General features: G+C 66.0%; 8 protein-coding genes and 1 pseudogene. 5 read left to right on the forward strand and 4 right to left on the reverse strand.

What is annotated here, in order from left to right:
- The first annotated feature begins 201 nt into the window (after positions 1 to 201).
- The 3 genes and pseudogenes from ACVMIM_RS15695 (at position 202) to ACVMIM_RS15705 (ending at position 8,117) form a co-directional block, all read left to right on the forward strand.
- Entirely contained in the window at positions 202 to 1,770 is a 1,569-nt protein-coding gene (locus ACVMIM_RS15695; protein WP_476113044.1) for an efflux RND transporter periplasmic adaptor subunit, read from the forward strand.
- A gap of 29 nt (positions 1,771 to 1,799) precedes the next feature.
- A complete protein-coding gene (locus tag ACVMIM_RS15700; protein WP_476117243.1) occupies positions 1,800 to 4,901 on the forward strand; it encodes a multidrug efflux RND transporter permease subunit in 3,102 nt (1,033 codons plus the stop codon).
- Positions 4,898 to 8,117: pseudogene (locus ACVMIM_RS15705) on the forward strand (efflux RND transporter permease subunit). The gene ACVMIM_RS15700 and the pseudogene ACVMIM_RS15705 overlap by 4 nt, the downstream one beginning before the upstream one ends.
- Position 8,118: 1 nt before the next feature.
- Here the strand turns inward: ACVMIM_RS15705 and ACVMIM_RS15710 are convergent.
- The 3 genes from ACVMIM_RS15710 to ACVMIM_RS15720 form a co-directional block, all read right to left on the reverse strand.
- Entirely contained in the window at positions 8,119 to 8,454 is a 336-nt protein-coding gene (locus ACVMIM_RS15710; protein ID WP_476113046.1) for a hypothetical protein, read from the reverse strand.
- Positions 8,455 to 8,517: 63 nt separating this feature from the next.
- Complete coding sequence (locus tag ACVMIM_RS15715; protein WP_476113048.1) at positions 8,518 to 8,889, reverse strand: NAD(P)-binding domain-containing protein; 372 nt, start codon at positions 8,887 to 8,889, stop codon at positions 8,518 to 8,520.
- Positions 8,890 to 9,100: 211 nt separating this feature from the next.
- Positions 9,101 to 9,316, reverse strand: coding sequence for a hypothetical protein (locus ACVMIM_RS15720; protein WP_476113050.1), 216 nt, complete (start codon positions 9,314 to 9,316; stop codon positions 9,101 to 9,103).
- Between the two features lie 103 nt (positions 9,317 to 9,419).
- Between ACVMIM_RS15720 and ACVMIM_RS15725 the strand changes: the two genes are divergently transcribed.
- Entirely contained in the window at positions 9,420 to 10,310 is an 891-nt protein-coding gene (locus ACVMIM_RS15725; protein ID WP_476113052.1) for a LysR substrate-binding domain-containing protein, read from the forward strand.
- 117 nt (positions 10,311 to 10,427) lie between these two features.
- Here the strand turns inward: ACVMIM_RS15725 and ACVMIM_RS15730 are convergent, their stop codons facing one another.
- Complete coding sequence (locus ACVMIM_RS15730; protein WP_476113054.1) at positions 10,428 to 11,039, reverse strand: LOG family protein; 612 nt, start codon at positions 11,037 to 11,039, stop codon at positions 10,428 to 10,430.
- A 120-nt stretch (positions 11,040 to 11,159) separates the two neighbouring features.
- Between ACVMIM_RS15730 and ACVMIM_RS15735 the strand changes: the two genes are divergently transcribed.
- Complete coding sequence (locus ACVMIM_RS15735; protein WP_476113055.1) at positions 11,160 to 12,650, forward strand: LysM peptidoglycan-binding domain-containing protein; 1,491 nt, start codon at positions 11,160 to 11,162, stop codon at positions 12,648 to 12,650.
- Positions 12,651 to 12,747: the final 97 nt, after the last annotated feature.

Raw genomic sequence — 12,747 nt, forward strand, 5'->3', positions numbered from 1 at the left:
ATGAATGCCGGCCTAACTTGTTCAATTCATTACAGGAATTTAATGTGCTCCGCAATTGCGTGTCAAAATCCGCACTCCTATGCTTCCGCTCAAGATCGCGGCCTTTGTACCTGCTTCGGCATGTCCGCCGGCGCGATCGGCGGCGGTTCGGCGGCCTTGCCACGAACGTCATGGATGCGGCTCGAAGGACAGGTGGGAGACGTGGACGACGAAGTCGTCAGCCGGCGCAAGCCACGCAGCGAGCGCGTGCCCTCCAGCGAGCCTGTGCCCTCGAGCGAGCCCGTGACCCGCAGCGAGTCCTTGACCGAGGTCCGGCCGGTGGCCGTGCGTCGGTCGCGGCGCGGCTGGATCATTGCGCTGCTCCTCGTTCTGGCTGCGGCAGGCGCCGCGTTCTGGCTGCATCCCGTTCAACTCCAGCAGCAGGGCGGCCACCGTGGCGGCGGCCGTTTCCGCGGCGGCGGCGATCTCGCGCAGCCGGTTGCCGTGGCGCCGGTGACGCAGGCCGACATCCCGATCGTGCTCGAGGCGCTGGGCACCGTGACGCCGCTGTCGACCGTCACGGTGCGCGCGCAGGTCAGCGGCCAGATCACTCAGATCGGCTTCACCGAGGGCCAGAACGTGAAGAAGGGCGATTTCCTCGCCCAGATCGACGACCGCGCGCTGAACGCCTCGCTGCATCAATGGCAGGGACAACTGGAGCACGACCAGGCGCTGCTCGCCGATGCCAAGCTCGACCTCGACCGCGACCTGAAGCTTACCTCAAACGCGGTCACCCAGCAGGCGATCGACCTGCAGCGCGCGACGGTGCAGTCCGACGAAGGCACGGTGATGTCCGACCAGGCACAGATCGAGGCCGTGCAGGTCAACATCGCCAACAGCCATATCACCGCGCCCGCCGATGGCCGCATTGGCCTGCGTCTTGTCGACCAGGGCAACTATGTGACGCCCGGCGACAGCACCGGCATTGCAGTGATCGCCGAAATGCAGCCGATCTCGGTGCTGTTCTCGCTGCCCGAAGACAGCCTGGCGCAAGTGCTGGAACAGACGCATGGCAATGCCGGGCTCAAGGCGACCCTGTTCGACCGCAACGATACCAAAGAGATCGCCGAAGGCACGCTGCAGACGATCGACAACCAGATCGATCCGACCACCGGCACGGTGAAACTGCGCGCCGTTTTCCCCAACACCGACGGCGCGCTCTATCCCAACCAGTTCGTCAACGTGCATCTGCTTGTGCGCACGTTGGCCGGGGTCAACGTGCTGCCCAACGCCGCCATCCAGCACGGCGCGCCGGGCACTTTCGTCTACCAGCTCAATGACGATAACACCGTCTCGGTGAGGACCGTGTCGCTCGGGCCAGGCAACGCCGCCGTCACGCAGCTCCTCTCCGGTCTCTCGCCCGGCGCAAAGGTCGTTGTCGACGGCGTCGACCGGCTGAAGGACGGCGCCAAGGTCACCGTGCCTGACAGTAGCGCCGTGCCGGCCTCTGGCGGAAATGGCGTCGCAACGCAGCCGCAAGCTGCCGGCGGTGAGGTCAGCGGAACTCCAGCCGCCGGCACCGGCAATGATAGGCCGGCCTTCAGTTCCGCCGGCGCACCGGCAATGTCGAATGGCGAGGGCAACGGCTCGGCAGGCGGGAGCGCGACTGCGGCGGGCGATGCGTCCGGCCGCAAGCAGGGTCATCACCGTCACCATGACGGCAACGGCCATCGCCGCGACGGCAGTGCCGGCGCTGCCGATAATGACGGCGACAGCGGCCAAGGCCAATGAACGCGCCCAGCGGTCTCGTTGCCGGCTGGCTGAACCCGTCGCGGCCTTTCATCCTGCGGCCGGTGGCGACCACGCTGATCATGGCCACCATCCTGATCGTCGGCTTGATCGCCTATCTGTTCCTGCCGCTCTCGGCTTTGCCCGAGGTCGATTATCCGACGATCCAGGTTCAGACCTTCTACCCCGGCGCCAGCCCCGAGGTGATGACGACGTCGGTGACCGCGCCGCTCGAACGCCAGTTCGGCCAGATGCCGGGGCTGGAGCAGATGTCGTCGGGCTCCTCCGCCGGCGCTTCGGTCATCACGCTGCGCTTCAGCCTCGATCTCAGCCTCGACATAGCCGAGCAGGAGGTGCAGGCGGCGATCAACGCATCGGGCAATCTTCTGCCCGCCGACCTGCCGGCGCCGCCGATCTACGCCAAGGTCAATCCCGCCGACGCACCGATCCTGACCTTGGCGATCACCTCCAGGACGCTGCCGCTGACGCAGGTCGAGAATTACGCCGAGACGCGGCTGGCGCAGAAGATCTCGCAGCTTCCCGGCGTCGGCCTGGTCTCGATCTCCGGCGGCGAGCAGCCGGCCGTGCGCGTGCAGGTCAAGCTCAAGGCGCTCGCCGCCATGGGCCTCAACATCGACGATCTGCGCACCACCATCGGCACTCTCAACGTCAACACGCCCAAGGGCAGCTTCGACGGGCCGGCGCGTTCCTACACTATCAACGCCAACGACCAGGTCACCGACCCAAAGACCTATGCCGATATGGTGATCGCCTACCGCAACGGCGCGCCGGTGCGGCTCGGTGAGGTGGCCGACATCATCGAAGGGCCTGAGAATTCCAGGCTGGGCGCCTGGGAAAACCGCACGCCGGCGATCATCCTCAACATCCAGCGCCAGCCGGGCGCCAATGTCATCCGCGTCGTCGATGGCGTGAAGGCGCTGCTGCCGCAGCTGCGCGCCGGCCTGCCGGCGGCGCTCAGCGTTGAGCCGCTGACCGACCGCACCACCACCATCCGTGCCTCGGTCGACGACGTCGAGTTCGAACTGGCGATGGCGGCGCTGCTGGTCGTCCTCGTCACCTTCCTGTTCCTGCGCAACATCCCGGCGACGATCATCCCGAGCCTGTCGGTGCCGCTCTCCCTGGTCGGCACCTTCGCGGTCATGTATTTGTGGGGCTTCAGCCTCGACAATCTGTCGCTAATGGCGCTGACGATCGCTTCCGGTTTCGTCATCGACGACGCCATCGTCATGATCGAGAACATCTCGCGTTTCATTGAGCATGGCGACGATCCGGTTACCGCCGCGCTCGAAGGCTCGGCCCAGATCGGCTTCACCATCATCTCGCTCACCGTCTCGCTGATCGCGGTGCTGATCCCGCTTCTGTTCATGGGCGACGTGGTCGGCCGCCTGTTCCACGAATTCGCCATCACTCTGGCCATCGCCATCGTCATCTCGGCCATCGTCTCGCTGACTTTGGTGCCGATGCTATGCGCCAGGTTGTTGAAGCCGCCGGCCGAGCGCAGGCCGGGCGCGCTGGCGCGCTGGAGCGAAGGCGCCTTCGAGGCAATCGCCAGCGGCTATGCCGCGGCGCTGCGCTGGGTGCTCGACCGCCAGGCGCTGACATTGCTCGTGGCGGTCGCGACGCTGGCGCTTACCGTCTACCTCTATGACGTCATCCCGAAGGGTTTCTTCCCGGTGCAGGACACCGGCGCCATCTCGGCCATCACCGAGGCCGCGGGCTCGGCCTCCTATGCCGACATGGCGGCGCACCAGCAGGCGGTGGCCGACGCGATCCTGAAGGATCCCGACGTCTCCAGCCTGTCGTCCTTCATCGGCGTCGACGGCCAGAACATGACCGCCAACAGCGGCCACATGCTGATCAATCTGAAGCCGCGTGACCAACGCCAGGCGGACGCCAGCGCCATCATCAGGCGGCTGACGCGAGAGACGGCCCAAGTCACCGGCATAGCCCTGCACATGCAGCCGGTGCAGGACCTGACGGTCGATTCCACCATCAGCGCTTCGCGATACCAATATGTGCTGCAGGATTCCGATCCGGTCGAGCTTGCGGCATGGACGACCAAGCTCACCGACAGGCTCTCGGCGCTGCCCGAGCTTGCCGATGTCGCCAGCGACAGCCAGCAGAGCGGGCTTGCCGTCGATGTCACCATCGACCGCGCTACCGCCGCGCGCTTCGGCATCACGCCGGCCACCATCGACAACGCGCTTTACGACGCCTTCGGCCAGCGCATCATCTCGACCATCTTCACCCAGTCGAACGAATATCGGGTCATCCTCGAGGCGGATCCGTCGGTTGGCCAGACGCCGGCCTCGCTCGGCTCAATCTATCTGCCGTCCTCCGGCTCCGGCCAGGTGCCGCTGTCGACGATCGCCAGCATCAATATCCGCCAGGCACCGTTGCTCGTGAACCACCTCGCGCAGTTTCCGGCCGCGACCATTTCCTTCAACCTTGCCCCCGGCGTCTCGCTCGGTGATGCGACGGCAGCAATCACCGCCGCCGAGCGGGACATGCAGCCGCCCGCCGGCCTGACGACCGGCTTCCAGGGCGCCGCCCTTGCGCTGCAGAGCTCGCTCTCCAACGAGTTGCTGCTGGTGCTGGCAGCCGTCGCCACCGTCTATGTCGTGCTCGGCGTTCTCTACGAGAGCTTCATCCACCCGCTGACCATCCTGTCGACGCTGCCGTCGGCAACCGTCGGCGCCCTGGTCGCGCTGATGCTCGCCGGCCATGACCTCGATGTCATCGGCATCATCGGCATCGTGCTCTTGGTCGGCATCGTCAAGAAGAACGCCATCATGATGATCGACTTCGCGCTGCAGGCCGAGCGGCTGCAGGGGCTCGACCCGCGCGAGGCGATCTACGAGGCGTGCCTGCTCAGGCTCCGCCCGATCCTGATGACGACTTTCGCGGCACTCTTCGGCGCGCTGCCGCTTCTGGTCGGCGGCCTGGCCGGCTCCGAGCTCCACCAGCCGCTCGGCATCACCATCGTCGGCGGGCTGATCGTCAGCCAGGTGCTGACGCTGTTCACCACGCCGGTCATCTATCTTGCCTTCGACCGGCTGACGCGGCGCGGCTCCGGCATTGCCGAAGCTCCTGCTGGCGGGTCCTCGCCGTGAACCTCTCTGCGCCGTTCATCGCTCGGCCGGTCGCCACCACGCTGCTCGCGATCGGTCTGGCCGCTGCCGGCCTGATCGCCTATTTCAATTTGCCGGTGGCGCCGCTGCCCAAGGTCGATTTCCCCACCATCTCGGTGCAGGCCTCGATGGCGGGCGCCAGCCCGGACACGATGGCGACCGATGTCGCGGCACCGCTGGAGCGCCATCTCGGCCAGATCGCCGGCGTCTCCGAGATGACCTCGCGCTCCGGCACCGGCTCGACCAGTGTCGTGCTACAATTCGACCTCGATCGCGACATCAACGGCGCGGCGCGTGACGTTCAGGCCGCGATCAACGCCGCGCGCGCCGACCTGCCGTCCGACCTGCGCAGCAACCCGACCTATCGCAAATACAACCCCGCCGATTCGCCTGTGATGATCCTGGCGCTGACCTCGCGCACGCTCACCTCCGGCCAGCTCTACGACGCGGCCGCGACCGTGCTGCAGCAGCGCCTGTCACAGGTCGAGGGCGTCGGCAATGTCGATCTCGGCGGCTCGTCGCTGCCGGCGGTGCGTGTCGAGCTCAACCCCGGCGCGCTGTTCCATTACGGCATCGGCCTGGAGGATGTGCGGGCGGCCCTTGCCTCCGCCAACGCGCGCAGCCCGAAAGGTTTCGAGGAAGACGGCGCGTTGCGCTACCAGCTCTACACCAACGACCAGGCGAGCCACGCCGCCGACTTTCGCGATCTGGTCATCGCCTGGCGCAACAATGCGGCGGTCAAGCTTCGCGACATCGCCGATGTCGAGGATTCCGTCGAGGATGTGCGCAATCTCGGCCTCGCCAATGGCGAGCCGGCCGTGCTTCTGGTGCTCTATCGCGAGCCCAACGCCAACATCATCGACACAGTCGACCGCGTCCGCGCGCTGATCCCGACACTGCAGGCCTCGGTGCCGGCCGATGCGCGGCTCAGCATCGCGACCGACGGTTCGACCACGATACGCGGCTCGCTGCACGACACCGAACTCACGCTGGTGCTGGCGGTGCTGCTCGTCATCCTCGTCGTATTCTCATTCTTGCGCGACTGGCGCGCGGCACTAATCCCGAGCGTCGCGCTGGTCGTCTCGATCCTCGGCACCTTCGGGGCGATGTATCTGCTCGGCTTTACGCTCGACAATCTGTCGCTGATGGCGCTTACCATCGCCACCGGCTTCGTGGTCGACGACGCCATCGTGGTGCTCGAAAACATCACGCGCCACATCGAGGACGGCATGCCGCGCGGCAAGGCGGCGCTCGTCGGCGCCAGGCAAGTCGGCTTCACGGTGCTGTCGATGAGCGCCTCGCTGGTTGCCGTCTTCCTGCCGATCCTGCTGATGGGCGGCATACTCGGCCCGCCTGTTCCAGGAATTCGCCCTGACCTTGTCGCTGTCGATCGCCATTTCGCTGGTGCTGTCGCTGACCGTGACGCCAATGATGTGCGCGCATTTCCTGCGCCCGGGTGTAAGCCCGTCGACCAGGCGCTCGTTCCTCGCCCGTTTCGGCGAAGGCGTGTTCGAACGCGTCCGCGCCTTCTACGGACGTTCCCTCGCCTGGTCGCTCGACAATGCGGAAATCATGCTGGTGGTGCTTTTCGCGGCGATCGTCTTCAACGTCTATCTCTACACGGCGGTGCCGAAAGGCTTCTTCCCGCAGCAGGACACCGGCGAGCTGATGGGTGGCCTGCGCGCCGACCAAGCCATCTCCTTCCAGCTGATGCGGCAGAAATTCGAGCAGCTGGAGCAGATCCTGAAGAGCGACCCCGCGGTTGCGAATGTCGTCAGCTATATCGGCGGCCGGCAGACCAATTCCGGTTTCGTCCAGGTCGCGTTGAAACCGAAGGGCGAGCGGGCGCCGCTGCAAGTGGTGCTGACGCGGCTGCGCGCGCAGCTCGGGCAATTGCCCGGCGCGCAGCTCTTCCTCAATCCGCGCCAGGAGATCAGGGTCGGCGGCCGTCAGAGCCTGGCGACCTATCAGTACACGCTGCAGGCCGACACCACCGCCGATCTCGACCAATGGACGCCGAAGCTGGTCGATCTCCTGAAGCAGGCGCCGGAACTCACCGACGTTAATTCCGACCGCGACGAGGCCGGGCTCGAAACCAACATCACGGTCGACCGCGAGAGTGCCGCGCGTCTGGGGCTTACCCCGGCCAGCATCGACGCCACGCTTTACGACGCCTTCGGCCAGCGTCAGGTGTCGACGATCTTCAACGCCCGCAACCAGTATCATGTCGTCATGGAGGTGGCGCCGCGCTATTTGCAGGACCCAAGCGCATTGAACGGCATCTATGTCAGCACCTCAGGCGCTGCGGCGAGCGGCACACAGCAGACCAACGCGCTGGCCGGCAGCCTGACGGGCTCGCTGCGCAACCAGGCGACCAACGCCATCGCCGTCACCGGCCATGGCAGCGCCTCGAGTGGTGCTGCGGTCAGCACTTCGGCCGAGAAGATGGTGCCTTTGGCCGCCTTCAGCACCTACGGTCCGGCGACCATGCCGCTCTCGGTCAACCACCAGGGCCATTTCGTCGCCACGACCATTTCCTTCAACCTTGCCGATGGCGCGACGCTTGGCGACGCTTCGGCCGCGATCGACCGCGCCATGGCCGAGCTGAAGATGCCGGTGTCGATCCACGGCTCACTGGCCGGCACCGCGCTCGCCTTCCGCGCCAATCTTCTCAACGAATTGCTGCTGATCGCCGCCGCTTTAGCCACAATCTATGTCGTGCTTGGCGTGCTCTACGAAAGCTATGTGCACCCGATCACCATCCTGTCGACGCTGCCTTCCGCCGGCATCGGCGCGCTGCTCGCGCTCATCGTCACCGGGATGGAGTTCGACGTGATCTCGCTGATCGGCATCATCCTATTGATCGGCATCGTCAAGAAGAACGCCATCATGATGATCGACATGGCCTTGCATGCCGAACGCCAGGAAGGCCTCTCGGCCCGCGCGGCGATCCACAAGGCGAGCGTCCAGCGGTTCCGGCCGATCATGATGACGACCTTTGCCGCGCTGCTCGGCGCGCTGCCGCTGGCGATCGAGACCGGCACGGGCGCGGAGCTGCGCCAGCCGCTCGGCGCGGCGATCGTCGGCGGCCTCATCCTCTCGCAGCTCCTGACGCTCTACACCACGCCGGTCGTCTATCTCTATCTCGACAGGTTGAGCGCGCGCAGACGCTCAGCGCGGCTTGCGCCGGCCGAGTGAGCTATTTGCCGGTAATGCGCCGGTGCACGCGGTCAAGACTCTCGGCGAAGGCCTCGAACGTGCCCCGTTCCGTCAGCTCGCGCAGCACTTGCTCGTTGATGCCGCCGCGCGTCGCATAATCCTGCGCAAGATGCATGAAATCTTCGTCCGGCGCCGTATCCGGCGCGTTGGCCAGCGCCTTGTAAATGCTGGTGATGTAGTCGCAGGCCTTGTCGCTCGGAACGCCTTGGCCGCGCACCCAGGCGTGGACCGTGTCGAGATATTTGAAATAGCTGGCATAGGTCGCGGTGACGACGCTGAGCGCATCGAACTCGCCCTGATCCTCGACCTCGATCACCCGGCCAAGCTTGCCGAAGAACGCCGCGACGATCGGGTCCGGCGGGCAGATGAGTGTCGCGCCCTACAGGCGGGCGATCATCGGCATGGGCAGGGCCTTGCCGACGTGCGCGGCCGGCGCCACGAGACGGGTGATCTCCTCACGCGAGATCGTCGCGATCAGGCTGACGACGTGATGGTCTTCGCGGAACCGCAGCTCCTTCAGCACCTCGCGCGCGATCTGCGGCCGCACCGCCAGCATCACGGTGTCGCACTGGTCGAGCACGGCCTGGTTGTCGGCGGCGATGCGCACATCCGCAAAGCGCTGGGCAAGCGCCGAGGCGATCGCCTCGTTGCGCGGCGAGACCACGACCGGCGTCGTCTCGCCCGGCAGCGATTTCAGCCCGGTGACGATGGCCGAGCTCAACGCGCCCGTGCCGACAAAGCCAAGTTTCATGGATATTCCGCCCTGTTTCGGATCGCGGCCGACAATAGCGCCGGCTTCGTCTGCGGCAAGGGGAGCGGGTGGCCGCGATTACGGCCCCGAGGCGGTGAGGCTGCTGCGCGGGATAACAGCCTCACCTGAAGCCTCACTCAGCGCTTTGGCCCGAAACCGGGATAAGGGTTCAGCGGCACGATCGCCGCGATATCCATCATGCCGGCTTCGATCAGGGGCAGCGTGGCGAGTGGCCACGCACTTCCTTCTCGTCGGCCGCTTCAAACATGATGCCGGTGCCGGGAACATCGCCACGGTTCCAGATCTGGCGCACCGCGCCTTGCACGTAGAGCGTCTTGCGCTGCTCGGATTCAGGCGGGAGCAGGGGAGCGAAATCGGCGTCGCTGAACTTCTGGGTGTTGCGGGTAAGCAGGGCAAAGAATTGCATGGCGGTCTCCTTCGTGGCTGGTTGATGCGGGAGATATCGCGCCGGCTGGTCAGACTGTCCAAGACTGATTAGGCTAAGGTTCAGACCTGACGGGACTTGGAAAATGCTCGATTTGCGCCAGATCAGATATTTCGTCGCCGTCGCCGAGGCCGGCAATGTCGGCCGCGCCGCCGAGCAATTGCACATTTCGCAATCGCCCCTGAGCCGGCAGATCATCCAGCTCGAGCAGCAGCTCGGCGTCACCTTGTTCGAGCGCGTGAAGCAGCGCGTCCATCTCAATGCCGAGGGCAAGGCCTTCCTTGCCGAAGCCCGCGCGCTGCTCGCCAATGCGGCGCGGCTGGAAGAGCTCGGGCGCAACCTCGCCAGCGGCGCCGCCGGCTGCCTCGCCATCGGCTATGTCGAGGGCGCGGTGCATTCGGGACTGGTTGCTGCGATGTTGAAGGATTTCCGCCGCGCGCGGCCGGATTTCCACGTGCAACTCAGGAGCCGGCGAACCGCGGCGCAGTTCGACGATCTAAGGCAGCGGATCCTTGACCTCGGTTTCGTCTATTCTCCGGCGCCCGAGGGCGATCCCGATCTTGAAAGCATGCTGGTGCGGCGCGAGCCGCTGGTGCTGGCAATGCCGGAAAGCGATCCGCTCGCCAGTGTCGCCGACATCGCACCCGGCCATCTCGATGGCCGGGTCTGGATCACCGTCGTGCGCCAGCCCGGGGACACCAACCGGGCGCAGTTCCTGGCGGCTTGCGTCGAATCCGGCTTCATGCCCAACATCGCCTATGAGACGAACGACCCCTTGACCTCGCTCGGCCTGGTCAGCGCCGGCCTCGGCCTCGCCACGGTCCAGGAAAGCCTGCGAAGCGCCGCACCGCCCGGCGTGATCTTCCGCGACCTGCCCTGGTTCAAGCGCAGCGTGTCGATCCATCTGGCATGGCGCAGGCAGGATCGAAGGGCGGTGATTGGGGATTTGAGGAGGGCGGTAGGGGTTAGGCAGTAAGCAGTAAGCAGTAGGCAGTAGGCAGTAGGCAGTAGGCAGTAGGCAGTAGGCAGTAGGCAGTAGGCAGTAGGCAGTAGGGCCTGTCTTCCCTATTGCCTACTGCCTAATCCCTACTGCCTACATTTTGTCTATCACCGACTGCACCCCTTCCGTCGGGGCGTCGACCGACGAGCCCGCCACCATTATGGCGGCGACGATCGCTTCCGGGTCGTTGACCACCAGCGGCTTGACCCTATGCGCGGTGTGAATGAAGCCTTCCTCCGACATGTGCTCGATCAGCGCCAGCATCGGGTCCCAGAAACCCTTGACGTTGGCTAAGACGATCGGCTTGCGGTGATGGCCGAGCTGCGCCCAGGTCATGATCTCGACGATCTCCTCCACCGTGCCGATGCCGCCGGGCAGCGCCACAAAGGCGTCGGATTTTTCGAACATGCTGTGCTTGCGCTCATGCATATTGTCGGTGATCAAGAGTTCATCGAGCTTGTCGAGCGCGCTTTCGGTCGCTTCCTTGTTGATCAGGAAGCGCGGGATGATGCCGGTGACTTTGCCGCCGGCCTTGAGAGCGCCATCGGCGACGGCGCCCATGATGCCCTTGGTGCCGCCGCCATAGATCAGGCGCAACCCAGATTTCGCAAGCGAGCGGCCGAGCGTGTGGCCGGCCTTGATATAGGCCTCGTCGCGGCCCGGAGACGAGCCGCAATAGACGCAGACGGATCGAATCGTGTTCATGGCGATGATTGGTGATGGGGACGGTTGGCGGGGTCAAGCCCGCCGACGGGCTTTTTCTTGTGAGCGTGGAGAAAACACGCTAGACCGGGCGTTAGTTGGCTAAGGGGGCAATAAGGAATTATGGCTATCAATCCTTCCAAGGCGTTTTTGTTTGCGGCGGGCGGCGTTGTCGCCGTCGCGGCGGTCGCCTACGGCTCGGGCGCGCTCGACCCTTATATCAACAATCAAAAGCCGGCGCAGGTCGCGGCGCTGCCGCAGGGCGATGCGAAACCGGCTGAATCCTCAAGCACGGGCACCGAGGCGCGCGTGCCCCAGGCTCCTTCAAACACAATGGCGCCGGCCAATACCATGGCGCCTGCCAATAAGATGGTCCCGGCCACCACAACGCCCGCCCAGGCGCCAGCCGCCGCTACAGGGCCGACACTGCCGACCTTCGATGTCGTGCGCGTCGAAGGCAGTGGCTCGATCGTCGTCGCCGGCAGCGCCGCGCCCAACGCCAAGGTCGAGATCCTGAGTGGCGGCACCGTGCTCGGTTCGACCGATTCCGGCCCTGACGGCGCCTTCGCCATCGTGCTGGACGATCCGCTGAAGCCGGGCGACTATACGATCACGCTGCGCCAGACGGTCGGCGGCACTGCCGTCGCCTCGGCCCAGACCGCCGTCGTCTCGGTGCCGCAGAGCCCGACGGGTCAGGTGCTGGCCATGGTCGAGGAGCCGGGCAAGGCCTCGCAACTGATCACCGTGCCGCAGGCCGAGACCAAGCAGGCGGCGCCGGCCGCAACCGGTCAGGCGGCGGCGCCTGCGGCCCAGGCGCCGGCTGCGACCGCGCCGACTGCATCCGACACGGCCTCGGCGCCGGCTGCGACCGCGCCGGCCGCCACCGACCAGGCGACCGCGCCGGCTGCGGGTGCCGCGGCGGACCCCAAGATCGCCGTCGAAGCGGTCGAGATCGACGGCGGCAAGATCTTCGTCGCCGGCACGGCCGATCCCGGCCGCAAGGTGCGTGCCTATGCCGGGGACATGCTGCTCGGCGATGCAAAGACTTCGCCCGACGGCCATTTCCTGATCGAGGCGAAGCGCGACATCCCGGTCGGCAGCTACACCATCCATGTCGACGGGCTGGATGACGACGGCGTCAAGGTCGTCGCCCGCGCCGCCGTACCGTTCGAGCGCGAGCCCGGCGAGTCGATGGCCGCCGTCGCCCCCAGCGAGATGAAGACGGGCGAGGCCAAGCAGGCCGAGGCGCCCGCGACCGCTGAAACCAAGCCGGCCGCAACGGCCGAAGTGGCCAAGCCCGCCGAGGCTCCTGCCAAGGTCGCTGAAGCGACGCCCACGACCGATGTGCCCGAGACGGTCGCGCCCAAGCTCGAACATGCCGACAGCGCGGTCATCATCCGCCGCAACGATACGCTCTGGCGCATCTCGCGCCGCGTCTATGGCCATGGCACTCGGTTCTCGACCATCTATCTGGCCAACCAGGACCAGATCCGCGATCCCGATCGCATCTGGCCGGGCCAGGTGTTCAAGGTGCCATCCAAGTCGAAGGAAGGCGAGGATGCCGACATGAAGGCTTTGGGCGAGCAGATGACCACTCCGACGAAGACGGAGTGAGGGTGGCGATTGGCTGATCTCCCCCCTTGTGGGGGAGATGCCCAGCAGGGCAGAGGGGGGCGCTGTCCCGCCAGCCTGTCAGTCCTACCCGCTCTGC

The sequence above is a fragment of the Mesorhizobium sp. USDA 4413 genome (genome assembly GCF_056280365.1).